Here is a 23,823-nt window from a genome sequence, read left to right as displayed (position 1 = left end):
CGCGCCCGGGTCAGCGGGCGGCCAGCGCCTCGACGGGGGTGACCGAGGTGGCACGGCGGGCCGGGACGAGGGCGGCGACCCCGGCCAGCACGGCGGCCGTCACGGCCAGCCCGAGCAGCAGCGGCACGGGCAGCGTCGGCGCGATGAGCAGACCCTGGTTGGCCGAACCGAGCAGCGCCTGGGCTCCGGCCCAGCCGTAGGCGACGCCGAGCACGACACCGACGACGATCGCCGTCAGCGCCATCTGCGTCGCCTCGAGCAGGATCATGCGACGCACCTGACCCGCGGTCGAGCCGATCGCGCGCAGCAGACCCAGCTCGCGCCTCCGTTGCATGACGCTCAGCGACATGTCGTTGACCATGCCGACGGCGGCGATCACGGCCGAGAAACCGACGAGGGCGGCGACGATCAGCAGCGTCGTGGTGAACATCTGGTCGAGCTCGGCGGCGTACGACGGGTCCTGCTCGATCGAGTAGATGAAGGTGCGCAGCGTCTCGAGGGCGACCGACAGGGTGGTGACGAGCGTCACGCCGATGACGATGCCGATCGTCGCCCGGGTGCTGCGCTCGGGCTGACGCACCGCGTTCTCGGCGGCGAGGCGTGCCACCTGGCTCGTGCCGAAGGCGCGGCCGACGGCGCTCAGCACGGTGGGCATGAGAGCGTGGGCGCCGACGACGACCCCGGTGAACGACAGCACGCCACCGAAGAACGCGATCAGCACGCCCATCGCGTCGGCGAGCCCGACGACGACCCCGGCGACGAGCAGCAGACCGCCGCCGACGACGAGCAGAGCGGCGAAGACCGTCCGGACGACGCGTCGTGACCGGGCCGCGACGGGCGCGTCCTGCGCGGCGTCGGTCGCCTGCAGCGGCGTCACCTGGAGGACGCGGCGCGAACCGACCCAGGCCGCGGCGACCGTGGTCAGCACGACCGCGACGGCCGGGACGAGACCGCCCACCGAGGCGTACGAGTACGCGAGGTCGGGCAGCTGACCGCGACCGACGAGCACCCGCACGGCGACGACGACGAGCGCCAGGCCGGCGAGCGTCCCGAGCACGGCCCCGGCGACGCCGACCAGGAGGCCTTCCCGGGCGACGGCCCGACGTTGGTCGCGAGCGGACGAGCCGAGCAGGCGCATCAGGGCGATCGTCGGCGTGCGACCGGCGACCACGGTGGCGAAGGTGTTGGCCGTCACGATCGCGCCGACGTAGAGCGCGAGGCCGACGAAGACCGCGGCGACGAGGCCGAGCATCGTCGAGACCGTGCCGCTCGTGGCGACCGCGGCGTCGGAGGCGATGACCTGCTCGAGCACGTGGGTGACGCCGAGCAGCCCGACGCCGAACGTCGTGCCGAGACCGGCGACGAGGATGCTCGGACGGTGCTCGACCAGCTGGTCGCGGGCGCTCACGCGACACGCTCCAGATCGAGCATGACGCCCGAGATCTCGGCGGCACTGCTGCGGTCGATCTCGTGCACGATGCGGCCGTCCGCGAGGAACACCACGCGGTCGGCGTAGCTCGCCGCGACCGGGTCGTGGGTCACCATCGCGATGCTCTGGCCGTGGTCGGTCGACGCGGTGCGCAGCACGTCGAGCACGTCGCGGCCGGCCTTCGAGTCGAGGTTGCCGGTGGGCTCGTCCGCGAAGATCAGGTCGGGCCTCGTGGCGAGGGCGCGGGCGATCGCGACGCGCTGCTGCTGCCCGCCCGAGAGCTGGTGGGGGCGGTGGGTCAGCCGGGCGCCGAGGCCGAGCGTGGCGACGAGCCAGTCGATCCACTCCCGCTCGTCGGCGGTGGCGCGGCGGCCGTCGAGACGGAACGGCAGCTCGATGTTGGCCGACACGTCGAGGGTCGGCACGAGGTTGAACGCCTGGAAGACGAAGCCGATCCGGCGGCGGCGCAGCAGCGTCAGCTGCGTGTCGTCGAGGCCGGTGATGTCGGTGTCGCCGAGCAGCACCTGCCCCGAGGTGGCCGAGTCGAGGCCGGCCGTGATGTGCATCAGGGTCGACTTGCCCGAACCGCTCGGGCCCATGACGGCGGTGAACTGCCCGGCCTGCAGGTCGAGCGAGACGTCGCGCAGCGCGTCGACGCGGCCGTCGCCCTGGCCGAAGGACTTCGTGACGTTCCGGACGCGGGCGACGGGCCCCGCGCCTCCTCGGGTCGGGTCGGTGGGACGTCGGGACGGGATGCCCTGGGGCTGGTCGGGACGGGACATGGTGGTCTTCCTGTTCGTGAGGCGGGAGCGTGAGGCGGGAGAGGGCGGGCTGCGTCGGACGATCAGCGGCGCAGCGTGACGCTGCCGTCGTCACCGGGCACCGCGTCGACGGTGGTCCAGCTGGCCCAGCGACCGTCGACCTGGGCGACGACGCGACCGTCGCCGCAGCTGACGAGTCCCGAGGTCGGCAGGGGTTCGGGCAGCGTCTTCGGTTCGAGGGCCGGTCCGCCGAGGTCGCCGTCGACGGGGGTGCACGCCGCGAGGTCGGGGCCGGTCTCCGACGTGAACGAGAGCTCGTAGCCGGGGTCCTGGGTGTCGAGGCGCATGTCGATGTCGCGGGCGTCGGAGGGCACCCACTCGGGCAGGAACCAGGCGAGGTCGGTCGAGTCCGCCGAGCTCGGTGCGTCGGCGAACGAGTCGAAGTGGCGCTCCTGCACCTGCTCGGCGCCGAGCGCGCTCTTCGCGGCGTCGACCGCGCCCGAGCAGCCGGTGAGCGTGACGGCGGCGAGCGCCGCGAAGCCCAGCCCGGCGGCGAGGGCGCCGCGGCGGCGGCGGGTGGTGGTGGTGGTGGACGAGGAGGCGCGGGTCGCGATGGTCGCGGAGGTCGTGTCGTTCATGTCTACGATCCTCGCCGCGGGCCCGGAACCGGAACATCACGTGCACCCACGGACCCGCTCGGGGGTTATCCCCCGCTGCCGTCCCGCCGATCCGACGAGGGCCGCCACACGCACGTCTCGGCGGCGGGGCTCGCCCCCGGACGGCGGCACTGGTCGACCGTCACGTCGTGGTGGAGGCGCGTCAGACCGAGCCGGACTCGTAGGCCGCGATCACGATCTGCACCCGGTCGCGCAGGTCGAGCTTGGCCAGGACGCGGCCCACGTGGGTCTTCACCGTCGACTCACTCAGCACGAGCTGCTCGGCGATCTCGGGGTTGGTGAGCCCGCGTGCCACCGCCGTGAAGACCTCACGCTCCCGGTCGGTCAGCTCGTCGAACCTCGGGGGCGCGCCCGTGCCACCCCGCGGGAGGCGCGGGACGGCCATCTCGAGGACGGCACGTGTCGCACGCGGCGACACCACCGCGTCCCCCGCCGCGACGGACCGGACGGCGGCCACCAGCTCGGCCCGGGGCGCCGTCTTGAGCAGGAACCCGCTCGCCCCGGCGCGGAGCCCCCCGAAGGCGTACTCGTCGAGGTCGAACGTGGTGAGGATCAGCACGCGGCTCGACGGGTGCCCGCGGACGATCCGCCGCGTCGCCTCGATGCCGTCCGTGCCGGGCATGCGGACGTCCATCACGACGACGTCCGGCACGAGGGTCGCGGTCAGGTGGACCGCCTCGTCACCGTTCGACGCCTCGCCGACGACGACGAGGTCGTCCGTCGAGTCGAACATCATGCCGAGGCCCCGACGGACGAGCTCCTGGTCGTCGACCAGCAGCACCGAGATGGGGCTCATCGCTGCTCCTCGACGTCGGGCAGCTCGGCGGCCACCCGCCAGCCACCTCCCGGCCGGGGCCCCGCCTCGACCGAGCCTCCGTAGAGACGGGCCCGCTCGCGCATCCCCACGAGTCCTCGACCCGAGCCGAGGGGGGCCCGACCCTCGACGGGCCCGTGGCCGTCGTCCGTGACCACGACGTGGACGGGTGGCCCGTAGGCGATGGCGACCCGCACCTCCTGCGGTGCGTCGGCGTAGCGGAGGGTGTTCGTCAGCGCTTCCTGGACGATGCGGTGGACGACGGTCTGCACGCCCTCGGAACGCGGCGGGATGCCGGACGTTTCGAGGACGACCGGCAGACCGGCCGCACGGCAGCTCGCGACGAGGGCCGGGAGGTCGGCGACGGACGGTGCCGGACCGAGGTCGGTGGTCGCTGCGTCGTCGTCTCGTCCGAGGGTGCCGAGCAGGCGGCGCATGTCGGTCAGCGAACGTCGGCCGACGTCGCCGATGTCACCGAGGGCCGCGCGCGACCGTGCCGGGTCCTTCTCGGCCAGGGCGTCCGCACCGTCGGCGAGCGAGACCATGACCGAGATGCCGTGGGCGACGATGTCGTGCATCTCGCGGGTGATGCGCGCTCGTTCGGCAGCCGTCGCGAGGCGCTCGCGCTGGTCGCGCTCCCGCTCGAGGCGCTCGGCACGGTCGACCAGCGCCGCGACGTAGCGGCGGCGACCACCGACGGCGACGCCGACCAGGACGGCCACCAGCATGACGAGCACGGGGATCGGGCTGATCACCGGCACCCCCGCGCCGGCACCGCCGTCGGCCCGCACCACGGCTGCCACGGGGACCACGGCGGCCCCGACCGCGACCACGGTGCCGAATCCGGTCCACGCAGCGCGGGACGAGCGGTGCACGGCGAGGGCGTAGAGGGCGAGCGACGGTCCGACGGGATCGATTCCGGGGGCGGCGACGGCCGAGGCCACCGTCGCGACGAGGACGACCACGAACGCCGTCACGGGTCGCCGTCGCCGCCCCAGCAACGCCGCGGTCGAGACGATCAGTGCGAGCGTGAGGGTGACGTCGACCTCGAGCGGACGCCCGACACCGGTGGCGAGGTAGGCCGCGGCGAGCCCGAAGGCGGACACGACGAGGTAGGCGGCGGCGACGAGCGCGTCGACCGCGGTCGGATGCCGACGCAGCAGGGCCCGTGCGGGGCCGGGCGGCCGCGGGGGCCCGGACGTGGCCGAGGGCGCAGGCGTCGGCGGGGGCGCGGGCGTGCACGTCACGGCGGCGGTCGTCTGGCCGTCAGGACGTCGGTCGGGCATGCCCCGACCCTACGCAGACGCCTCGGCCGACGTGCGTCGCCCCCGTGCCGGGGCGCCGACGGCGACCGCGCGGACCGGACCCCACGCCGTCGTGGCACCGAAGACGATCAGCCACGAGACGGCGATCGAGGTCGCGACCAGTTCGAGCACTCCCCCGACGGCGGTCGCGACGCCGACGAGCGACAGGATGCCGCCGGTCGCGGCGATCAGGGCGACGGCGACGCCGCAGACGACCGACAGGAGGCGCAGCGCGCGTCCCGCGGACGCCGACGCCGCCTGCAGCATCGCCACGCAGGCCGCGGCGAACGCGACCACGGCCGCCCCCGTGTGCACGGCGTCCTGTGCCGTCGCGGCCGGCCCCACGGGAAGGGGGCACCCCGCCGTGCACGGCACCTGCGACGCCACCAGGAACAGGCCCGCCGCCGCCCCGACCGACGTCGAGACCGTCCACGCCCTCAGCCCGGGCAGAACCGAGCGGACCCCCCGCCCCGCCCACGCGACGCACGCCCCGGCGACCACCACGAGCAGCAGGGCGGCCTCGAACAGGGCGGCCGTCGGCTCACCGTCGGCACCGAGTTCGCTCACGTACACGGGCCGGTCGACACGGCTGCGGGCGAGCCAGACGAGAGCGAGCCCGAGCGCCGCCAAGAGGCATCCGACCAGGGCGACGGCGGAACGGAGGCGGTCGGCGACGACGGTGCGGGAGGTCATGTTCCGACGCTAGGAACGCGGCACCGCACGCCACGTCCGGCCGTGGTCCCGTCCGGTCGACGGCGTGGTACCGCGGTACGACAGGACCTAGGGTGGACGGCAGGTCCGGCACGCAGACGTCCGGGCGGACGACGGGTGGGTGGACTGCCATCCGGGAACGAGGGGGACATCGTGACCGACCACCGAGGACTGGGACAGGGCGACACCGGCATGGGGGCGGCTGCGGCCGAACCGCGGATCGCCCTGACGGCGACCCCGTTCGTCACCGCGATCGCGCTCTCGCCGATCATCGTGATGGGCCTCGTGGTGGTGACCGTGCGACGCGCTCTCGAGCTCGCGATCCCGGGCCGGACGGGCGTCGACGCCGGCGACCTGATCGTCGTGCAGATCGCCTCGCTCGTGCTCTGGCTCGGGATCGTGCTGCTCGCCTGGCTCGACCACCGCACACTGCGCGACCGCGGGCTCGAGCGGCCCTTCCCCTGGGCGTGGGCTCTGCTCGGGCCCCTCGTCTACCTGATCGGTCGCAGCGTCGTCGTGCGCCGCCGGGTCGGTGGGAGCGCCGCCCCGCTCTGGCTCTACCTCGGGTTGTCCGTGCTCGGGTTCGCCGTCGCCATGATCATCGTCGTCTCGTCGGGCGTGCCGACGCCGTGAGCATCGTGGACGTCAGCACCGTCGTCGTCGTCTGCCTGATCGTCGCCGTCGGCGTCCTGGCCGCCGTCGGCGTCGTCCGGCGCGGACGCCGTGATCGGGCGATCGCCGCCCGCCTCGACGGCACGGACCCCGGGGCCGGCGTCCGCGCCCAGGCCGAGTCCGAGCGCTGGCTCGAGGGCCCTCGCGGCGAAGCCGGCGGCATGTCCCGCTCGGCCGGCGGCAAGAATTCGGCCTGATCCGCGACGTCCTGGGAACACGATCGGCGGCGACCGCGTAACGTCACACCGGTCGAAGGCGTTTCTTGCGTCTTCATTGGCCGGTGTTGCTTGCATCCCTGCCCGTGAAGCTCATGCGACAACATCGGCATCTGGGGCACGGCTGCGGACTCTTCCGCGGCCGTGCCCCTCTCTCGTCTCCGACCGACGTGTCGCGACGCTCAGCGGCTCGAGCCGTACGCCCCCGCGTCGAGGTCCTCGAGCAGGGTCGGTCCGGTCGGGGTCCATCCGAGCAGCCGACGCGTGGCGTCGGACGACGCGGCCAGGTCGAGGCCGAAGAAACCACCGATCCAACCGAAGTGGTCGGCGACCCGCTCGGCCGGCACCGACTCGACGGGCAGGCCGTACGCCCGACCGATCGCCTCGGCGACGGCCCGGGTCGGCACGCCCTCCTCGGCCACGACGTGCAGCACGTCGCCCGCTGCGGCCTTCTCGAGACCGAGCGCGACCGCGCGCGCGGCGTCCGACCGGTGCACGGCCGGCCACCGGTTGGTCCCGTCGCCCGGGTAGGCCGAGACGCCCTTCTCGCGGGCGACGGCGACGAGCGACGCGACGAACCCGTGGTCGCCCGCCCCGTGCACCGTCGGTGCGAAGCGGACGCTCACCGTGTGGACTCCCCGCTCGGCCGCGTCCAGGGCGAGGTTCTCACTGCCGCCGCGCGGGGCGTCGGGACCACGGAACGGCGTGCGGTCGGCCTCGGTGGCGAGTCGACCCTGGGCGAGCCCGGCGGTGCCCGAGGCGAGCAGCAGGGGACGGTCGCTGCCCTCGACGACCGCGACCAGCGCCTCCACGGCTCCGCGTTCGGCGCGGTTCGATGCCGCCATGTCGGACCAGTCGTGCTTGTTCGCCAGGTGCAGCACGGCGTCGGCGTCGGTCGCGCCCGCGCGGATGGCGTCCAGGTCGTCGAGGTCGCCCCGTCGGACCGAGGCGCCCTTCGCCTCGAGCGAGGCCGCGGAGGCGTCGGATCGTGCGAGGCCCGTGACGCGGTGGCCCGCGGCCAGGAGTTCGTCGACGACGGCCGACCCGATCCAGCCGGAGGCTCCGGTGACGAAGACGTTCATGAGTGCTCCCTTTCTTGCCTGCCGACCGTCGGAACGACGCCCCGGAGTCGGCATGATGTCAGCGACTGTCATCAGCCGCGACCGTGACGCTACACCCGATGTCAGTGACTGACAACACTCCGCCCGGAACCCGTAGACTCTCGCCATGGTCCGCTGGCAACCCGACACCCGAGCCCGCCTGCAGGCGGCAGCGCTCGAGCTGTTCGTCGGCCGCGGCTACGACGAGACGACGGCCGCCGACATCGCCGACGCCGCAGGCGTCACCGAGCGCACCTTCTTCCGGCACTTCGCCGACAAGCGCGAGGTGCTCTTCGACGGGCAGCAGTTCTTCTCCAGGGCGTTCCTCGACGGCGTCCAGGCCGCCCGGCCCGACGACGCGCCGCTCACGGTCGTGGCCTCGGCCCTCGACGGGGCGGCGGCGTTCTTCCCCGACGAACGGCGCGAGTGGTCGCGCAGCCGTCAGGCGATCATCGACGCGCACCCCGCCCTGCAAGAACGCGAGCTGCTCAAGCTGTCCGGGCTCGCGATCGAGGTGGCCGCCGCCCTGCGCGCCCACGGGGTCGCCGAGCCCGCGGCCACGCTGGCCGCTCAGTCGTGCCTCACGGTGTTCGGCGTCTCGTTCGCGACCTGGATCGCCGACGGCGAGACCCGCCCGTTCGCCGAGATCGCGCGCGACACGCTCGCGCAGCTGCGAGCACTCGCCGGCTGACGCACCCCCGCGGCTGCAAGCCTGAGACCCCAGGAAGTCTCCGAGACCCTTCCGCGCGTGCGGGTGTCTCGGCGACTTCCTGGGGTCTCGGCGGCCACGGAAGGAGGCGCGGTGCGAGCAGGTCTCGCACCGCGCCTCCTTCATGGGCCGTTCATCGGAGGCGCAGGGGCGGGTCATCGGGACGGGCGTCAGGCTGACGGCGATCCCATCCGAGGCGACCAGCCCCGAGCCGAGAGCGTGACCATGAGCGAACCCCGTCCCACCCGCATCCCCGAACCCGACCGCACCCCCGAGGGCCCCGCCTACGAGGGCCGACTGCTCGACCGCGTCGACGACGAGGTCGTCGACCAGGGCGTCGCCTTCGACCTGCGCACGCTGGTCTCGCGCCGCAGCGTGCTGAGCCTGATCGGGCTCGGCGCGGGCAGCGTCGTGCTCGCCGCCTGCACGTCGGCCACGGGCACGGGCGGAACCGGCGCCTCCTCGTCCGCCACGGCGACGCCGAGCCCGAGCGCCTCCGCGGGCACGGCGACCACGCTGCCGGCGGGTGAGATCCCCGACGAGACCGCCGGGCCCTATCCGGGAGACGGGTCGAACGGCGCCGACGTGCTCGAACGGTCGGGCATCGTGCGCAGCGACATCCGGTCGAGCCTCGACGGCGGCACCACCGCGGCGGGGGTGCCGATCACGCTGAGCATGACGGTGCTCGACATGGCGAACGGCGACGTGCCGTTCGCCGACGTGGCCGTGTACGTCTGGCACTGCGACGCCGCCGGCGGGTACTCGATGTACTCCGACGGCATCACGGACGAGACCTACCTGCGCGGCGTGCAGGTCGCCGACGCCTCCGGCACCGTGACCTTCTCGTCGGTCTTCCCGGCCTGCTACTCGGGGCGGTGGCCGCACATCCACTTCGAGATCTACCCCGACGTGGGGTCGATCACCGATTCGACGAACGCGATCGCCACCTCACAGCTTGCCCTGCCCGAGGACGCGTGTCGGACCGTCTACGCGCTCTCGGACTACGACGGGTCGACGGCCAACCTCGCGCAGGTCAGCCTCGCGAACGACAATGTCTTCAGCGACGACAGCGGGGCGCTGCAGCTGCCGACGGTGACCGGCGACGCGACGTCGGGCTACGCACTGGCCCTGACCGTCCGCGTCGACACGGGCACGGCGCCCACCGCCGGCGCCGCACCCGGTGGCGGCGGCGCCCCCGGGTCGCGCTGAACCGCTGAGACCCCAGGAACTCGCCGAGACCCTTGCGCGCGCGGGTGTCTCGGCGAGTTCCTGGGGTCTCAGGCGGCCACGGAAGGAGGCGCGGTGCGAGACCTCCTCGCACCGCGCCTCCTCGGGGCGTCGCCTACCGGTAGACGCGCACGTAGTCGACCTTCATCTGCTGCGGCAGCTGGGTGCTGCCGTCGGGGTAGCCGGGCCACGCACCCCCGACCGCCACGTTGAGGATGAGGAAGAACGGCTTGTCGAAGACCCACGGGTCGCCACCGGTGCTGGCCGGGGTGACCTGGTGGTAGACCTGCCCGTCGACCGACCACGTGATCGAGCCGGGGGCCCAGTCGACCGCGAAGGTGTGGAAGTCGTCGGCGATCGACCAGCCCTGCGGGTGCTGCCAGGTGCTGGTCAGGCCCTCACCGCCCGAGTAGCCGGGGCCGTGCACGGTGCCGTGCACGCGGTGCGGTTCGAAGCCGACGTTCTCCATGACGTCGATCTCGCCCGCGCTCGGCCAGGCGTTCGTGGGCAGGTCGGCGCCGAGCATCCAGAAGGCCGGCCAGATGCCCTGACCACGCGGGATCTGGATGCGGGCCTCGACCCGGCCGTACTGCGCCGTGTACTTGTTCTGCGTCGTGAGTCGGGCCGAGGTGTACGACCCGTCGCCCTCGCGCTTCGCGGTGATCACGAGGTTGCCGTTGCCGTCGAGCGCCGAGTTCGAGCGCGACGACGTGTAGTTCTGCAGCTCGCCGTTGCCCCAGCCGCCCCCTCCGGTCTCGAGGTTCCAGACCGAGGGGTCGGGCGCGGTGCCGGCACCGCCGTCGAACTCCTGCGACCAGACGATCGCCTGCTGGGCCGAGGTCTCAGCCGAGGCCGGGGCGGGCGCGGCGGCGACCGTGGTCGCGGCGAGCGCGGCGGCGGCCGCCAGGCCGACGCCGGTCAGGCTGCGTCTCGTCAGGGTGCGTCTCGTCAGGGTGCGTCTCGTCAGGTGCCGGTGGGTCCTCATGATGTCTCCGCTCGTCGTCGTGCGTCGATCCGTGTCGGTGCGTGGGTTCGTGTCACTTCGTGGGTCCGTGTCGCTCCGTGGGTCAGTGTCGATCGGGCGTGCGCTCACGGGTACGTCACCACCCGACTCGGGACGGTGTTGCCTGCGGGCGTCGGCACCGAGCCGCCGACGCCGTTGATGACGCTCGAGATCGTGCCGACGTCACCGAGCGAGACCGTGAAGACGCCGTGGGCCTTCACGCCCGACGTGCGGGGCACCTCGAAGGCCTGCGCCAGGCGCACCTGCGGGTTCGCGTTGAAGAACGAGTAGACGCCGCCACCCCAGATCTCGTGGCTGGTCACGTCGTCGGCGACCTTGTACGCCGCCCAGCCCTCGCCGGTCGGACTCTGCCACGAGGCGTTGTCCGGCACGTCGTACGGCAGCTCGTTCTGGAAGAAGACCGTGCGACCGCGCTCGCCGTTCCACACCACCTGGTACTGCTGGTAGTGCTCGACGAACAGGCCGGTGGCCAGCACGTCGTCGCCGTTCACCTCGACGCCGGTCGCCCCGCGGTTGACCGTCCAGCCGGTGGGGGCGCCGCCGTGGTCGGCGCGCCAGGCCCAGATGTGGTCGACGATCGTGTCGTCGCTGTTCACCTGCAGCGTGGTGGTCGCGTTGCCCTGGATGCTCGAGCCGACGCGGAAGTACACGTCCTGCACGCTCTGCGGGTTCGCCGCGTGGTCGACGTGCGAGCCCGCGGTGCCGAGTCGCATCAGCTGGTCGCTGTTCTGCGTGCCGGCATCGACGACGAGGCCCGACACGGTCACCCCGGCCACGTCGGCCGTGGTCAGCACCGCGTTGCCGCTGGTCGGCACGAGCGTCGGGAAGCCGATGCCGGTGACGACGGTGTCGGCCCGCGTGACGTCGATCGCCTGGTCGAGCTGGTAGGTGCCCGGCGTGAAGAACAGGTTCAGGCCCTGGGCCAGGGCACCGTTGAGGGTCGCGGCCGAGTCGCCCGGGTGGGCGACGTAGAAGTCGCGCATCGGCAGGTCGGTGCCGGCCGTGTCGGGCCAGCTGACCCCGGCCGAGTCCCGCTGCAGTGCCGGGACGAACACGTGGTAGTCACCCGCGTCGTCGACGTAGAGGTACGGCTTCTCGCGCGTGACCGGGGTCGTGGCGAGCGTCGTGTAGCTCTTCGAGAAGTCGTTCGCGGGGGCTCCCTGCACGCCCGAGAAGGTCATGTTCCAGTTGCCGCCCTGCCACGCGCCGAGGGTCGAGTCACGGGTGTACCACTGCTGCTGCGAACCGGAGGTGACGGTGCCGTCGACCTTGCTGTCGGCGATGTACCCGCCCGACGAGTAGCCCTGTCCGCCGTCCTGGTTCGACGGCCCCATCGTCAGGTCGCCCTTGATGTGGACGCGGCGCATGGGGGCCGCCTGCGACACGGCCCAGCGGTCGACGCCCGACTCGGGCTCGACGGCCAGGTTCTCGACCGACCGCCAGAAGTTCTGCGTGGCGTTCTTCTCGTCGCCGTAGTTCCAGCCCGAGTCGACGTTGACGGCGCCCTGGATCGTGACGTCGTCGGGGTTCTTGCCGAGGCCCTGCAACGCAGTGTAGAAGCCGAGGTTGGCGAAGACCCGGCCGTAGGTGCCGGGCTCGAACAGGAAGGCGTGGCGCTGGTCGCCGAACTGCGCCGTGGGGTTGCGCAGCTGCGCGTCGAAGGCCGCGTCGATGTCGGCCTGGATCGTCGAGGCCGGCACGCTCGGGTCGTACACGGTCACGTTCGGCCCGAAATCCGGCCGGTCGCTGGTGGTCACGGCCGGTGCCGACTGCGCAGCGAGCGCGGGCACCACCGCCCCCACGACGCTCGCGGCGACCCCCGCCGCGATCAGAGTCCTCATCCGTCTGTGCATGATCTTCTCGTCTCCGGTGGCGTCTTTGCCACCCGATCCGGACGCTACGCCCGCCTCGACGACGAAACAAGACCCCCCTGTCCAGTACGCGAACGGGGGGCACGAGAAAAGTGCGGAGACTGCAGGAGGCGCGGTGCCGGTCGCGCCGACACCGCGCCTCCTCGGGTCCCTCGGGTTCAGGCCGAGGCCGCCGCGCGGGCGACGTAGCCCTCGGCGAGCCGTCCGCTGGCCGCCTCGGCGTCGGGCACGGACGACGTGTCCACGGTCAGCCGAGCCCAGTCGTCGCCCAGCACGAGGTCGGTGACGCACGTGGTCGCCGAGCACGACCGGTACGCCCGGTCGCCGTCGGCGAGCCCGGGCACGGTCACGGCCGTGTCGGGATCGACGAGACCGAACTCGAGGCGCTGGTCGAGCGCCCACGCCCCACCGGCCAGGACGCTCTCGCCGCTGTAGGGCGTCGTGTCGGCGAGGATCGAGCACGACGTGGCGACCGCCCGGCTCCAGGCCGCGGCGTAGACCGACCAGCCGCCGCCGGGGGTCAGCACGAACAGATCGTCGCCCGCGCCGAAGGCATCGCGTTCGAGCGTGGCGTCGGCCACGCACGACCAGGGCCGGGCCGGACCACCGAGCGGCCAGGGGTCGTCGGTCACGTCGGCCGACGACACAACCTCGGTCACCTCGGCGACGACCGGTGCGAAGCGTTGCTCGGGCGTGGCCTCGGTGGAGGGCTCGAAGTCCGTCGCGATGATCGACACCCAGGTGTCGCCGACCAGCTGGTCGAAGCTGCAGCCCAGGAAGGTCTCGTCGCCGAAGCACCGGCCGTCGGGGTCGTCGCCGTAGATCTCGACGAACTGCGGCCAGGTGTCACCGGCATGCGGGAGCGCCTGGACGAGCAGGCCGCTGTAGCCGCTCTCGCCCGTGGCGTTGTTCTTGCCGTCCGAGGACGCACCGTCGTTCCAGGTGCACGAGAGCCCGCCCTCCTGGGCGATCGCGTAGTCCGAGGGCATGACGTTGTCGCGGTCGTAGTAGTCCCGCGGGACCCACGACGCGTCGAAGGCGCTGGCGACGTCGGCCGACAGCAGTCCGGCACAGTCCACCCCGAGTTCGGTGACCGGCGAGTCGGCGGCGGGCGGTGGCGTCGTCGCCGGCCCCGAGGTGACCGGCGTCGTCGGGGTCGTCGGATTCGTGCTGTCACCGCCCGCGCCGCCACTCGTGCACGCCACCAGCAGCATCGTCGCCGCGAGTGCCGACGCGAACGCCGCCCCCACCCGATTCGTCGTCGTCCCCATGCGTCGACGCTACCGAGCCGAGGAGGCGCGGGCCGTCTCGATCGTGCATCGTTCGTACCCGATCACCGCGGGACGGGGGACAACTGCATCACGGTCTCATCACGGCGGACCCCGTGGACGATCCGCCCCCTCGATCGGTCCGACCGTGCTGTCTACAGTCGACCGACCGCGCTCGCCCGACGCGCGGCACCACTCGTCCCGGGGGAACCATGTCCAGATCACGCCGCCTCGGCGCCGCCACCGCCCTGCCTGCCGTCGCCCTCGCCGCGGCCCTCGTCCTCACGCCCGCCACGGCCTTCGCCGCCGAGGGCGACCCCGTGGCGGCCGATGCCACGACCTCCACGGACGCGACCACTGCCGTCGCGCCCACCGAGACCACGGTGACGCCTGCCACAACGGATGCCTCCGCCGCGCCGACCGGCACCGACGAGACCGTTCCCTCCGACGGGGACGCGACCAGCGCCTCCGGGTCCGAGACGGCCCCCGCCGACACCGACGCGCCCGTCGACGCCCCGACTCCGGCCGACGCCGCGCCGGTCGAGACCGCCGCACCGGCCGAGGTCGCTCCTGCGGACGAGGCTCCGGTCGCCGACGTCCCCCAGGTGTCCTCTTTCGACGGGGCCGTCCGCCCCGGTCAGGGGACCGACGTCTATGCCGAGGGCTTCACCCCCGATGACATCGTCCACGTCACGGTGACGGCCGACGGCGCACCGTTCGATGACGACTCCGTGTTCCTTCTGAAGTCCCGCTTCGACGAGTTCGGCTACGCCCAGTTCACGATCCTGTTGCCGGAGGACTTCCCCACGGGTGGCACCCTCGCCGTCACCGTCGCGGACGACAACGGCCGGTCGGCGGCGTCGGACCTCGCCGTCCTCGAGTACGTCCCGGCGCCCGTGCTCGACGTGCCGGTCGGCGCGACCGCAGGCGTCGTGACCGTGAACGGAGTCGGGGGCATCCCCGGGGGCTATGCCCTCGTCGAGGTCTTCGACGGTGACACACCGCTCACCGACCAGTTCACCGGCGACCCGGCCCACGACGAGCAACTGGGGACGGAACCCGACGTGTCGGCCGACGCCCCGGGGTTCGACGTCGACGTCGACGTCGATCCCGTCCCGTACGAGACCTCGGGCTACGCGTCCACGGTCGTGCCCGTCGACACGGCCGGTCGGTTCTCGGCGCGGTTCCTCCTGCCCGCAGGCGACTTCGCGACCGACGCCCTCACCATCGACGCCGACCTCGTGAACGAGAGCGATCTCTCGGGCGCGCTGGCGTTCTCGGTCGCCCCCGCCGTCACCGTCCCCACCGCCGCAACCCCGGGCACGGTCGCCCCGGCCGCACTGCCGGTGCGTCCGGTCGCCGCCGTCACGCCCGCCCGCGCGACGTCGCTCGCCTACACCGGGTCGGAGCCCTCGGGTGCGCTGGCCTGGGCCCTCGGTGCGGTCCTCGCCGGTGCCGGCGCCCTCGTCGCCGGACGTCTGCGCCTGCGTCGCCGCTGAGTCGAGCCCGACCGATCCGCGGCCGTCACGCCGCCACGATGTGAACAGCCCGCCACGAGATCTCGTGGCGGGCTGTTCACATCGTGGCGGGATGGGTCGTGGCGGATTGGGTCGCGGAGGCATGCGCCCGAGGCCGCCGATCGTCAGGGCCCGGGCTCGCCCGGCGCCGGCGGGTCGCGGACGACCCGTTCGGCCCCGTCCTTGTCCAGCGTCCCCGGGAAGTTGAACCGCCCGAACTTCCCCGTCGGGTCGTGCGGGCTGACCGGGCGTGCGATCGAGGAGGCGCGGATCACCTCGATCAGCAGGTCGCGTCGGGCGTCGTCGAGCGCGGGCGTCGTCCGCTCCCTCAGCAGCACGGACGCCGTCGGCCCCCGACGTCGGCCGATCTTGAGCAGCAGGCCGGCCTGGTCGCCGTCGCTCAGCCCCACGAGCTCGGCCCGTTCGACCTGGTCGAACGGCACCACGCGACGGCGGATGCGCAGTCGACGACCCTCGAGGTCGATCGCGAAGGGGGCGTTGAGCCACAGCACGACGTTCCACCCGACCGCGGCGGCGGTCGCCCAGAACACGAACGAGATCGGCACGGCGATCGGGCCGAACAGATCGACCAGCGACTCGCCGCCTCGAGAGAAGAAGGCACCGGCCGTCCCGAGGATCACGATCGCCGGCAGGAAGACCCGCATCGCCCGCACCAGCACCCGCTGCTTCGGCTCGTCGTCGAACACGACCCAGGTCTCGTCCGGCATGCCGTCACGGTACCGGGCGGCGGCTCCGGAGGCACCGAGATGGTCCCGCCACTCCCCCTGGTGTAGACAATCCCTCATGGACAAGGCCGTGCCCGACCCGCCTCGCCCCCGTTCCGAGCGGAAGCTGCGGGGCGCCCAGGCCTGGATGGTGAGCCTGTACTCGTTCCTGACCGTCCTGTTCGTCGCCCAACTGGTGTGGCGGGCCCAGTCCGAGGGGCGGGACGGCTCCTGGTTCGTCATGCTCACCGGTACCGCCTTCCTCGCCGCCGCCGTCGTGGGGCTCGCCCTCCGCACCCTCGCCCTCTCGTCCTGGCGAGGACTCCCCGTCGGGCCGGGCGAGCGCCTCCTCTGGGGCACCTTCGCCGACCGGGTCCTCCCGACAGGAGGCGCGGCCTACCCCGGTCGTTTCGCCCTGTCGACGACGCGGTTGCGCTACCTGCCCGACCCGATCTCGCGCCTCCGCGGGGTGACGGGCGAGGAGTGGCCCGCCACCGCCCTGCACGACGTCCGTGTCACTCCGGTCGACGAACGTCGGCGCCGCCGCGGTGGCCGCTGGGTGATGGTCGACGTCGACGGTGGCGCCTCGATCACGCTGATGTCGAACGAGGCGCACCTCGTCGCCGACGAGCTCTTCGAGGCGCTCCGCGTCGCCTCGCCGGCCACCCGCGACTGACGCCCCCGACGGACACGCGCCGCGTACGAAGCGGCCGCACTCGCGGTAACCGTCACCGGCGCCGGCGCCGGCGCCGGCGCGGACAGTCGTTCCCCCTGCGCTTGATCCGGTACGTAACGGATCACCCCGCCTTGATCCGGTACGTAACGGATCACCCCGCCCTGATCCGGTACGTACCGGATCAGAAGGAGAGAGGAAGCTCCGCGGGCGAGCGCAACCCCGAGTCCGAGCCCGAGCACAGGCACGAGCACAGGCACGACACGGGCACGACCGTGGGCACGAGCACGAGCACCGGCACAGGCACGGCCGCGGGCACGAACACGCGACCCACCCGCTCAGGCGAGCCGCGCCTCCAGACCGGCGCGCACGTCCGGCCATTCGGCACGCACGATCGAGAAGTAGGCCGTGTCGCCCACGGTGCCGTCGGCGGCGACCCGGTGCGACCGGAGCACCCCCTCGGGCACGGCGCCCAACCTGCGGATCGCCGCCGCACTCCGCAGGTTGCGGGCGTCGCAGCGCAGCGCGACCCGGTTCAGCCCGAGGGTGTCGAACGCGTGCTCGAGCAGCAGCAGCTTCGTCGCGGGGTTCGTCGGTCCGCCCCAGAACGCACGGGCGTACCAGGTGCTGCCGATCTCGACCCGCCCCTGCGCCGGCACGAGGTCGTAGAGCGTCGTCGTGCCCCGCACCTCGCCGTCGTCCGCGCCACGCACCGTGAACGCGTGGGTCGTCGGGTTCGCGACCTGCGCCTCCACGTGCTCGGCGTACGCCTCGACGCTCGCCGGACGCGGCGTCACCATGCCCGCCCACAGCGCGTCGTCGGTCATCAGCCAGAGAGCTGCCGAATCGGCGACCTCGAGCGGGTCGAGCCGCACGCCGTCGCCGGCCAGCCGCACGTCGTGGATCACCGGACTCCGCCTCGCGCACTCATGCGCACGATCCTAGGGAACGGCGACGAGGAGGCGCGGTGCCGGTCGTCGTCCGCCGGTCGTCGATCGCCGGTCGCGCCGCCTCGTGCGGATCGGCTACGGTGATCGATCGACAGCCCACGAACTGGGGGCCGCGGCACGACCCCACCGTGCCGCACCATCGTCTGACGCGTCCGACCCGACGGGCCCGCCCGAGGAGACACCCATGAGCACCCACAGCACCCCCACGCGCCTGCGCGAGGACGACGTCGACGGCGTCGTCTGGGACACCGCCCAGGAGGCGCGACTCGCGTCCGCCCCCGCCCGCACCTCGACCGCGGCCGCGACCCTGCCCGCTCAGGGCCCCGCCGCCGTCTGACCCGGCGCGCTCCCCACCTCGACGAGGGACACCGCCGAGTGGATGGGACACCGCCGCACGACGCGGTGTCCCGTCCACTCGACGGTGTCCTCAGGACCGGCTACCGCCGGTCGGCATCGTCTCGCTCGTCGCGGTCGTCGATTCCGTCGCGGTCGTCGACCCCGTCGAGCGGCGCGACCGGAGCCCCGGTCGCCACCGCGCCGGCGGTCGCGGCCTCCGACGCCGTCGCGGCACCGCGCCTCGCGGCACGCCCCGCGCCACGACCTGCGGCTCGCTCGGCCGCCTCGAGCTGCTCTGCCTCGTCGCCCGAGACCGCCTCGCCCCGCGACACCATGCCGGCGACGTCGGAGAGCTTGATCTGCGGCAGGAAGAGCGACAGCACGAACGCCACCGCGATGAACGGGATCAGGTAGGCGAACACCGGCGCGAGCGAGTCCGCGTAGGCCTCGACGACCAGGCGACGGATCTGCTCGGGCAGCTGGTTCAGCGTCGCCGGGTCGAGGGTGGCCGTCGCCTGCGAGGCGTCACCCGCCGAGGCTCCGGCCCCGGTGAAGACGTCCGTCAGGTTCGAGGTGAGCCGGCTCGTGAACAACGCGCCGAAGATGGCGACGCCGAGCGCGGCACCGACCTCTCGGAAGTAGTTGTTGGTGCTGGTCGCCGTACCGACGTTCTGCGCGTCGACCGAGTTCTGCACCACGAGCACCACGACCTGCATGATCAGGCCGAGGCCCGAACCGAAGAGGAAGAGGAACACGCAGATCAGCCAGAGCGGGGTGTCGGCGGTCAGGGTCGTGAACAGGGCCATCGCGATGCCGGTGAGGATCGTGCCCACGACCGGGAAGACCTTGTACTTGCCGGTCTTGGTGATCAGGTTGCCCGACAGGATCGAGGTGCCGATCAGGCCGACCATCATCGGGAGCAGCAGCAGGCCCGAGACCGCCGCCGAGGCGCCCGACGACATCTGCAGGAAGGTCGGCACGAACGCGATGGCCGAGAACATGCCGATGCCGAGCACGAAGCCGACGGCGGTGGCGAGCACGAACACCTTGTTGCGGAAGAACGACAGCGGGATGATCGGGTCGTCCGCGCGCGACTCGACGAGCACGAACAGCGACGCCGCGATCACGACGCCGGCGCCCCACAGCCAGGTCTCGGGAGCACCCCAGCCGTGGTCGTCCTGACCGCCGAACTCGGTGAAGAAGATCAGGCAGGTGGTCGCTGCCGACAGCAGCACCACGCCCAGAACGTCGATGCGCTTGGTGGCCTTCTTGCTCGGCAGCGTCAGGGCCGCCCAGGTGATGACGAACGCGGCGATGCCGACGGGGATGTTGATGTAGAACGCCCACTGCCAGGTGAGGTGGTCAACGAAGAATCCGCCGAGCAGGGGCCCGCCGATGGCCGACAGGCCGAAGACCGCGCCGAGCGGGCCGAGGTACTTGCCGCGCTCCGAGGCGGGCACGATGTCGGCGATGATCGCCTGGGACAGGATGATCAGACCGCCACCGCCCAGGCCCTGGATCGCGCGGAAGACGACGAACATCCAGAAGTCGGTGGCGAAGGCGCAGCCGATGCTGGCGAGGGTGAAGATGGCGATCGCCGCGAGGAACAGGTTGCGTCGACCGAGGACGTCGCCGAACTTGCCGTAGATCGGCATGACGATGGTCGTGGCGAGCAGGTACGCCGTGGTGATCCAGGCCTGGTGCTCGACGCCGCCGAGCTCGCCGACGATGGTCGGCATGGCCGTCGAGACGATCGTCTGGTCGAGGCTCGACAGCAGCATGCCCGAGATGAGGGCGCCGAAGATGATCCAGATGCGCCTCTTGGTCAGGAGGAAGGACGCGTCGGCCTTCGCTGTGGTGGTGGTCGTCATGGCTGGGTCACAGCGCCTTTCGGTCGTGGTCGGCAGGGAGGGTCGAGGAAGCAGAGGGGGTGAGGGGGCCACGAGGCGTGGCGGCCGACGTGGCGAACAGGTCGCGGGCGATGACGACGTGCTCGTCGAGGACCGCCTCGAACCGCTCGTCGTCCCGCCCCTCGGCGAAGAAGAACCGTTCGAAGGCCCGTTGCACGAGCCCGGTGAGCAGGGTCACCGCGACGTCGATGCGCGGATCGCCCTCGTCGAGCCCCTCGTGCGCGGCGACGGCCGAGACGAGGCGGCGGCGCTGCTCGTCGCCCTGGTGCATCATGGCGCCGAACAGGCGGGGCTCGCGGTCGAGGGCGGCCTTGAAGTCGGCCGCCCGACCGCGGGTGAGGCCGACGTTCTCGACCCGCTCGACGACGAGCGCACCGAGATCGTCGAAGACGGTCGACAAAGGCGGGAGGCGCGGGTCGCGTCGCGAGGACGCGTACCCGTCGAGCGTCTCGTCGTCCTCGTCGAGCGCGACGCCGACCACGACGTCGTCCTTCGAGGCGAAGTGGTTGAAGAAGGTGCGGCGCGAGATGCCGACCGAGGCGCACAGCTCTTCGATCGTGAACCCCGCGAGTCCGTGCTCGGCGGTCAGACGCCGGGCGACCGCGGTCAGCTCGGACCGGGTGCGCGTCCGACGCTGGGCCGTCTTGCCGGTGGTCGTGACCATCGCGCGCCTCCTCGTCTCGTCGCTCGGTGTGATCGGCGACGTCGCCGGGGCCTCGTGGCCGAAGACGATGATTGCACTTTGAGCGCCAGAGTGCAATCCTGCTTCCCGTGAACCCGCTGAGCCGCAGGGCAGGCTGAGGGCCACGCGGCAGAACGATCCGCGTCCCCTGAGAACGCCGTCGCCGGACGGCAGGTGTTGCCTACGCTGGCCCGATGAGTGCACCGAGAGCCCGCCGCGTCTGCCTGTCGGTCGCCGGTTTCGCCCTCGTGGCGATCGGCCTGGCCGTGCTGGCGTTCACCTTCGACTGGGACGCCCCGACGATGTTCGGCCTGCCCGCCGGTCTCGCCGGCTTCTCGCTGATGATCGCGGGCGCGATCGTCGCCGAGGTCGGCTTCCGCGGAGCGGTCAGAGCCCGGAGGCGCGAGGTCGCGATCCGTGGGCGCTCCCAGGTCACCGACCTCGAGCGCACCTCGTAGCGGTGACCGTCAGACGGTCAGCCACTTGATCGCCGGGTAGAGCACCCGGGCGATCTTGCGAGGGCACGGGAACGACGTGCTCGTGCCGTCGTGCTCGTTCAGCGTGATGACGGGCCGGTCGCCGACGGTCGAGTAGTCGACGGTGGCGAGCGATCCGGCCGGGATCTCACGGGTCGTGGGCCGCCCGGCGGTGTCGCGGAGGACGTAGACGAGGCGGTCGTCATGCACCTGCATGCCGTGCTGCGCGTTGCCTGCCGTCCAGGTCACCGAGAGTCTCACGAGCCGACCCTAGCGGGTCGCCGCACGGCAGGGCCGAGACCGTCGACCCCCCGCCCCCGCCCGACCCCGGGACGAGGAGGCGCGGTGGCGGCCGCCGTCACCGGGCCAGCGCCCGTAGGGCGTCGCCCAGGTCGCGGAAGACCGCCTCGGCGACGGGCCTGCGGGACGCGGGCAGCGCCTCCTGCACGGCCCGGCCGTAGGTGGCGCCGGCGTCGTTGACACCCCGCGCGCCCTCGTCGGTCAGGGCGAGGACGAAGCTGCGACGGTCGGTGGGGTGCTGCAGCCTGGTCACGAGACCCCCCGCCTCGAGGCGGTCGGCGAGGGCCGTCATCGCCCCCGACGAGAGCCCCAGCGCCTCGCCGACCTTCTTCGGCGCGGTGTCGCCCTGGACCGACAGGTGCACCAGGGCGAGGAAGTCGGTCGCGCCGACGCCGATGCGCTTGGCCATCTGGTCGTTGACGAACGCGATCTGCGACCGGAGGTGCTGCAGTGCGATGAGCACGGCGGCGACGTCACCGGACTGCGGCTCGGAGGGAGCGTCGGGGGTGGACTCGACGGTCGGGGACGTCTGGGGCGCGCGGGTCATGGGGTCTCCGGAAGGATCGGGACGACGGCGATCGGGCTCGGCTGCCGTCGGGGGCAGATGTCACTTGGACGACGAGCAACTCGATCAGCAAGTAGTTCGACGAACGTAACATCCGACGGACCTCTCGACAAGACCCCCAGCCGGGGCGAGGGGCATCGATCAGGGAGGTACGGACGGACTCGCGAGGCGAGTAAACTCGCCGCGGACTCGCCGCTCGGGTCCGGCCAACCGGGGTCGACGACGATCCGACGACACGATCGACACCGCAGGAGCAACTCCCATGACCGCAGACCCCCGCCCCCACGTCGTCATCGTCGGCGGCGGCTTCGCCGGCATCGCGGCGATGAGGTCCCTGCGAGACGCCGACGTCCGCATCACCCTCATCGACCGCCACGTCTACAACATGTTCCAGCCGCTCATGTACCAGGTCGCCACCGGGGGCCTGAACGCGGGCGACGTCACCTACTTCCTGCGCAGCCTGCGGTCCAAGCAGTCGAACGCCGAGTTCCGCCACGGGCTGCTCACCACGGTCCGGGCCGACGAGCGCATCATCACCCTGCGCGACGGCGAAGAGATCGCCTACGACGCCCTGGTCCTCGCCAACGGCGTCAACACCAGCTACTTCGGCACCAAGGGTGCCTACGAGTACGCCTACTCGATGTACTCCCGCTCGCAGGCGCTGCGCATCCGCGACGAGCTGTTCACGCAGCTCGAGAACGCGGCGGCCTCGGTGGGCAGCGGCGAGGTGCGCGTCGTCATCGTCGGGGGCGGCGCCACGGGCGTCGAGATGGCCGGCGCCCTGGCCGAACTGCGCGACCAGGCGTTGAAGGACGCCTACCCCGAGATCGACGCGTCGAGCATCACGATCACCCTCGTGCACCGCAGCGGCGAGTTGCTCAAGCCCTTCTCCCCCCGTCTGCGCAAGTACGCGGCCAAGGTGCTGCGCAAGCGCGGCGTCGACCTGCGGCTCGACACGGGTGTCGAAGAGGTCCGACCCGACGGCGTCGTCGCCGCCGACGGCGAGTTCATCCCGGCCGAGCTCGTCATCTGGGCCACCGGCGTCGCCGCGCACGCCGAGGTCGCGTCGTGGGGCGTGCCGCAGACCGACGGCGGACGCATCCAGGTCAACGACGACCTCACGGTCAAGGGACTCGACTGCATCTTCGCCGCGGGCGACATCGCCGCGACCGACGAGGCCCTCGCGCAGCTCGCCCAGCCCGCGATCCAGGGCGGCGAGCACATCGGCGAGCAGATCGTCCGCCTGCTCGCCGGCAAGAAGCTCCTGCCGTTCAAGTACCACGACAAGGGCACCATGGCCACGGTCGGCACCAACGCCGCCGTGGTGCAGCTGCCCAACGGCTTCACGATGACCGGCCCCGTCGCCTGGCTGCTGTGGGTGTTCGTCCACATCACGAGCCTGCTCGGCAACGGCAACCGGCTCTCGACCCTCACGCACTTCTTCGTCCGCTACCTGTGGGCGCTGCGCAAGCGGGCGATCCCCATCGTGGGCGACGTCCGGCCGGTCCGCCCGAACGGTGACCGCGCACCCGAGAAGTGGCAGACCGAGAAGGTCGAATAGCGAGTCCTGGTCGCCGGGTCGCGTCGTCGCGGTCTCGCCCGACTGCGCCTCCTGACCGAGCCGCCGGGTCGGGTCGTCACGGTCTCGCCGGACCGCGCCTCCTGAAATGGGGAGCTTCCGCCTGCCGCACGCCGAAGAACCCCGTTTCGAACCATGAACCCGGAAGAAAGTGGGTGCATGGTTCGAAACGGGGTTCGGGGGTGATCCGGTACGTACCGGATCAGGCCGCGGCGGGCCGGGCCGACGGGTGGCCGGCCCGGGTGGGCCGGGCCGGCGGTAGCCGGCCCGGGTGGGTGTTACTCCGTGGCGGCGGTGATCTTCGCGACGCCGACGAGCATCTCGTCCT

Annotated in this window: 25 protein-coding genes; 9 read left to right on the top strand and 16 right to left on the bottom strand. The window is 72.4% G+C overall.

Annotation, left to right across the window (positions count from 1 at the left end; translation table 11 throughout):
- Nucleotides 1–10 precede the first annotated feature (10 nt).
- From BIV04_RS14385 to BIV04_RS14360, 6 genes are all read right to left on the bottom strand, one after another.
- Nucleotides 11–1,408 (bottom strand): ABC transporter permease, encoded by a 1,398-nt coding sequence (locus tag BIV04_RS14385; protein WP_071257073.1) that lies wholly within the window; start codon nt 1,406–1,408, stop codon nt 11–13.
- A complete protein-coding gene (locus BIV04_RS14380) occupies nt 1,405–2,211 on the bottom strand; it encodes an ABC transporter ATP-binding protein (protein WP_083396499.1) in 807 nt (268 codons plus the stop codon). The genes BIV04_RS14385 and BIV04_RS14380 overlap by 4 nt, the downstream gene beginning before the upstream one ends.
- A gap of 62 nt (nt 2,212–2,273) precedes the next feature.
- Nucleotides 2,274–2,828: a hypothetical protein gene (locus BIV04_RS14375; protein ID WP_071257072.1), complete on the bottom strand. Its 555-nt coding sequence runs from the start codon at nt 2,826–2,828 to the stop codon at nt 2,274–2,276.
- A gap of 181 nt (nt 2,829–3,009) precedes the next feature.
- Entirely contained in the window at nt 3,010–3,663 is a 654-nt protein-coding gene (locus tag BIV04_RS14370) for a response regulator transcription factor (RefSeq protein WP_071257071.1), read from the bottom strand.
- The gene (locus tag BIV04_RS14365; protein WP_083396498.1) at nt 3,660–4,967 is read right to left on the bottom strand and encodes a sensor histidine kinase; all 1,308 of its coding nucleotides are present in this window, start codon (nt 4,965–4,967) and stop codon (nt 3,660–3,662) included. Before BIV04_RS14365 ends, BIV04_RS14370 begins: the two co-directional genes overlap by 4 nt.
- Nucleotides 4,968–4,976: 9 nt before the next feature.
- Nucleotides 4,977–5,678: a DUF998 domain-containing protein gene (locus tag BIV04_RS14360; RefSeq protein ID WP_071257070.1), complete on the bottom strand. Its 702-nt coding sequence runs from the start codon at nt 5,676–5,678 to the stop codon at nt 4,977–4,979.
- Between the two features lie 171 nt (nt 5,679–5,849).
- Between BIV04_RS14360 and BIV04_RS16880 the strand changes: the two genes are divergently transcribed.
- Both BIV04_RS16880 and BIV04_RS14350 read left to right on the top strand, forming a co-directional pair.
- The gene (locus tag BIV04_RS16880) at nt 5,850–6,329 is read left to right on the top strand and encodes a hypothetical protein (protein ID WP_071257069.1); all 480 of its coding nucleotides are present in this window, start codon (nt 5,850–5,852) and stop codon (nt 6,327–6,329) included.
- Nucleotides 6,326–6,565: a hypothetical protein gene (locus tag BIV04_RS14350; protein ID WP_071257068.1), complete on the top strand. Its 240-nt coding sequence runs from the start codon at nt 6,326–6,328 to the stop codon at nt 6,563–6,565. The genes BIV04_RS16880 and BIV04_RS14350 overlap by 4 nt, the downstream gene beginning before the upstream one ends.
- Nucleotides 6,566–6,765: 200 nt before the next feature.
- Here the strand turns inward: BIV04_RS14350 and BIV04_RS14345 are convergent, their stop codons facing one another.
- A complete protein-coding gene (locus BIV04_RS14345) occupies nt 6,766–7,665 on the bottom strand; it encodes an SDR family oxidoreductase (protein ID WP_071257067.1) in 900 nt (299 codons plus the stop codon).
- A gap of 145 nt (nt 7,666–7,810) precedes the next feature.
- Here BIV04_RS14345 and BIV04_RS14340 point away from each other — a divergent pair, with 145 nt between their 5' ends.
- On the top strand, nt 7,811–8,374 hold the full coding sequence (locus tag BIV04_RS14340) for a TetR/AcrR family transcriptional regulator (protein ID WP_071257066.1): 564 nt from the start codon (nt 7,811–7,813) through the stop codon (nt 8,372–8,374).
- A gap of 243 nt (nt 8,375–8,617) precedes the next feature.
- A complete protein-coding gene (locus BIV04_RS14335; protein ID WP_071257117.1) occupies nt 8,618–9,601 on the top strand; it encodes an intradiol ring-cleavage dioxygenase in 984 nt (327 codons plus the stop codon).
- 133 nt (nt 9,602–9,734) lie between these two features.
- Here the strand turns inward: BIV04_RS14335 and BIV04_RS14330 are convergent, their stop codons facing one another.
- The 3 genes from BIV04_RS14330 to BIV04_RS14320 all read right to left on the bottom strand — a co-directional run bounded on the left by BIV04_RS14330 (nt 9,735) and on the right by BIV04_RS14320 (nt 13,785).
- Nucleotides 9,735–10,604 carry a family 16 glycosylhydrolase gene (locus BIV04_RS14330; protein ID WP_071257065.1) on the bottom strand — a complete coding sequence of 290 codons (870 nt, stop codon included), beginning with the start codon at nt 10,602–10,604 and terminating at the stop codon, nt 9,735–9,737.
- A 104-nt stretch (nt 10,605–10,708) separates the two neighbouring features.
- A complete protein-coding gene (locus BIV04_RS14325; RefSeq protein ID WP_071257064.1) occupies nt 10,709–12,484 on the bottom strand; it encodes a hypothetical protein in 1,776 nt (591 codons plus the stop codon).
- Nucleotides 12,485–12,672: 188 nt separating this feature from the next.
- The gene (locus BIV04_RS14320) at nt 12,673–13,785 is read right to left on the bottom strand and encodes a hypothetical protein (protein ID WP_071257063.1); all 1,113 of its coding nucleotides are present in this window, start codon (nt 13,783–13,785) and stop codon (nt 12,673–12,675) included.
- A 209-nt stretch (nt 13,786–13,994) separates the two neighbouring features.
- Between BIV04_RS14320 and BIV04_RS14315 the strand changes: the two genes are divergently transcribed.
- Entirely contained in the window at nt 13,995–15,281 is a 1,287-nt protein-coding gene (locus BIV04_RS14315; RefSeq protein WP_071257062.1) for a hypothetical protein, read from the top strand.
- A gap of 143 nt (nt 15,282–15,424) precedes the next feature.
- On the opposite strand, the gene BIV04_RS14310 is transcribed toward BIV04_RS14315, so the two are convergent.
- Nucleotides 15,425–16,027, bottom strand: coding sequence for a hypothetical protein (locus BIV04_RS14310; protein WP_071257061.1), 603 nt, complete (start codon nt 16,025–16,027; stop codon nt 15,425–15,427).
- Between the two features lie 76 nt (nt 16,028–16,103).
- On the opposite strand from BIV04_RS14310, the gene BIV04_RS14305 reads away from it, so the two are divergent.
- On the top strand, nt 16,104–16,700 hold the full coding sequence (locus BIV04_RS14305; RefSeq protein WP_071257060.1) for a hypothetical protein: 597 nt from the start codon (nt 16,104–16,106) through the stop codon (nt 16,698–16,700).
- 335 nt (nt 16,701–17,035) lie between these two features.
- On the opposite strand, the gene BIV04_RS14300 is transcribed toward BIV04_RS14305, so the two are convergent.
- A complete protein-coding gene (locus tag BIV04_RS14300) occupies nt 17,036–17,605 on the bottom strand; it encodes a GNAT family N-acetyltransferase (protein ID WP_071257059.1) in 570 nt (189 codons plus the stop codon).
- 226 nt (nt 17,606–17,831) lie between these two features.
- Between BIV04_RS14300 and BIV04_RS17190 the strand changes: the two genes are divergently transcribed.
- Complete coding sequence (locus BIV04_RS17190) at nt 17,832–17,984, top strand: hypothetical protein (protein ID WP_156155597.1); 153 nt, start codon at nt 17,832–17,834, stop codon at nt 17,982–17,984.
- Nucleotides 17,985–18,084: 100 nt separating this feature from the next.
- On the opposite strand, the gene BIV04_RS14295 is transcribed toward BIV04_RS17190, so the two are convergent.
- Together BIV04_RS14295 and BIV04_RS17325 are read right to left on the bottom strand one after the other, a co-directional pair.
- Nucleotides 18,085–19,854, bottom strand: a complete 1,770-nt coding sequence (locus BIV04_RS14295) for an MDR family MFS transporter (RefSeq protein ID WP_071257058.1) — start codon at nt 19,852–19,854, stop codon at nt 18,085–18,087.
- Between the two features lie 7 nt (nt 19,855–19,861).
- Nucleotides 19,862–20,557, bottom strand: a complete 696-nt coding sequence (locus BIV04_RS17325) for a TetR/AcrR family transcriptional regulator (RefSeq protein WP_071257057.1) — start codon at nt 20,555–20,557, stop codon at nt 19,862–19,864.
- 212 nt (nt 20,558–20,769) lie between these two features.
- Between BIV04_RS17325 and BIV04_RS14285 the strand changes: the two genes are divergently transcribed.
- The gene (locus BIV04_RS14285; protein ID WP_071257056.1) at nt 20,770–21,033 is read left to right on the top strand and encodes a hypothetical protein; all 264 of its coding nucleotides are present in this window, start codon (nt 20,770–20,772) and stop codon (nt 21,031–21,033) included.
- A 9-nt stretch (nt 21,034–21,042) separates the two neighbouring features.
- On the opposite strand, the gene BIV04_RS14280 is transcribed toward BIV04_RS14285, so the two are convergent.
- Nucleotides 21,043–21,312: a hypothetical protein gene (locus BIV04_RS14280; protein WP_143048725.1), complete on the bottom strand. Its 270-nt coding sequence runs from the start codon at nt 21,310–21,312 to the stop codon at nt 21,043–21,045.
- A gap of 97 nt (nt 21,313–21,409) precedes the next feature.
- Nucleotides 21,410–21,898 (bottom strand): MarR family winged helix-turn-helix transcriptional regulator, encoded by a 489-nt coding sequence (locus BIV04_RS14275; RefSeq protein ID WP_071257054.1) that lies wholly within the window; start codon nt 21,896–21,898, stop codon nt 21,410–21,412.
- 280 nt (nt 21,899–22,178) lie between these two features.
- Between BIV04_RS14275 and BIV04_RS14270 the strand changes: the two genes are divergently transcribed.
- Nucleotides 22,179–23,477: an NAD(P)/FAD-dependent oxidoreductase gene (locus tag BIV04_RS14270; protein ID WP_071257053.1), complete on the top strand. Its 1,299-nt coding sequence runs from the start codon at nt 22,179–22,181 to the stop codon at nt 23,475–23,477.
- Nucleotides 23,478–23,823: the final 346 nt, after the last annotated feature.

This window comes from Frigoribacterium sp. MCBA15_019 (assembly GCF_001864945.1).
Taxonomy (GTDB): Bacteria; Actinomycetota; Actinomycetes; order Actinomycetales; family Microbacteriaceae; genus Frigoribacterium.
This window is presented reverse-complemented; position numbering and strand designations above follow the sequence as displayed.

Excerpts from the sequence above, each read along its gene's own strand:
- BIV04_RS14380 (WP_083396499.1), bottom strand. The coding sequence starts at position 2,211 with ATGTCCCGTCCCGACCAGCCCCAGGGCATCCCGTCCCGACGTCCCACC.
- BIV04_RS14375 (WP_071257072.1), bottom strand. The coding sequence starts at position 2,828 with ATGAACGACACGACCTCCGCGACCATCGCGACCCGCGCCTCCTCGTCC.
- BIV04_RS14370 (WP_071257071.1), bottom strand. The coding sequence starts at position 3,663 with ATGAGCCCCATCTCGGTGCTGCTGGTCGACGACCAGGAGCTCGTCCGT.
- BIV04_RS14365 (WP_083396498.1), bottom strand. The coding sequence starts at position 4,967 with ATGCCCGACCGACGTCCTGACGGCCAGACGACCGCCGCCGTGACGTGC.
- BIV04_RS14360 (WP_071257070.1), bottom strand. The coding sequence starts at position 5,678 with ATGACCTCCCGCACCGTCGTCGCCGACCGCCTCCGTTCCGCCGTCGCC.
- BIV04_RS14345 (WP_071257067.1), bottom strand. The coding sequence starts at position 7,665 with ATGAACGTCTTCGTCACCGGAGCCTCCGGCTGGATCGGGTCGGCCGTC.
- BIV04_RS14340 (WP_071257066.1), top strand. The coding sequence starts at position 7,811 with ATGGTCCGCTGGCAACCCGACACCCGAGCCCGCCTGCAGGCGGCAGCG.
- BIV04_RS14335 (WP_071257117.1), top strand. The coding sequence starts at position 8,618 with ATGAGCGAACCCCGTCCCACCCGCATCCCCGAACCCGACCGCACCCCC.
- BIV04_RS14330 (WP_071257065.1), bottom strand. The coding sequence starts at position 10,604 with ATGAGGACCCACCGGCACCTGACGAGACGCACCCTGACGAGACGCACC.
- BIV04_RS14325 (WP_071257064.1), bottom strand. The coding sequence starts at position 12,484 with ATGAGGACTCTGATCGCGGCGGGGGTCGCCGCGAGCGTCGTGGGGGCG.
- BIV04_RS14320 (WP_071257063.1), bottom strand. The coding sequence starts at position 13,785 with ATGGGGACGACGACGAATCGGGTGGGGGCGGCGTTCGCGTCGGCACTC.
- BIV04_RS14315 (WP_071257062.1), top strand. The coding sequence starts at position 13,995 with ATGTCCAGATCACGCCGCCTCGGCGCCGCCACCGCCCTGCCTGCCGTC.
- BIV04_RS14310 (WP_071257061.1), bottom strand. The coding sequence starts at position 16,027 with ATGCCGGACGAGACCTGGGTCGTGTTCGACGACGAGCCGAAGCAGCGG.
- BIV04_RS14305 (WP_071257060.1), top strand. The coding sequence starts at position 16,104 with ATGGACAAGGCCGTGCCCGACCCGCCTCGCCCCCGTTCCGAGCGGAAG.
- BIV04_RS17190 (WP_156155597.1), top strand. The coding sequence starts at position 17,832 with ATGAGCACCCACAGCACCCCCACGCGCCTGCGCGAGGACGACGTCGAC.
- BIV04_RS14295 (WP_071257058.1), bottom strand. The coding sequence starts at position 19,854 with ATGACGACCACCACCACAGCGAAGGCCGACGCGTCCTTCCTCCTGACC.
- BIV04_RS17325 (WP_071257057.1), bottom strand. The coding sequence starts at position 20,557 with ATGGTCACGACCACCGGCAAGACGGCCCAGCGTCGGACGCGCACCCGG.
- BIV04_RS14285 (WP_071257056.1), top strand. The coding sequence starts at position 20,770 with ATGAGTGCACCGAGAGCCCGCCGCGTCTGCCTGTCGGTCGCCGGTTTC.
- BIV04_RS14275 (WP_071257054.1), bottom strand. The coding sequence starts at position 21,898 with ATGACCCGCGCGCCCCAGACGTCCCCGACCGTCGAGTCCACCCCCGAC.
- BIV04_RS14270 (WP_071257053.1), top strand. The coding sequence starts at position 22,179 with ATGACCGCAGACCCCCGCCCCCACGTCGTCATCGTCGGCGGCGGCTTC.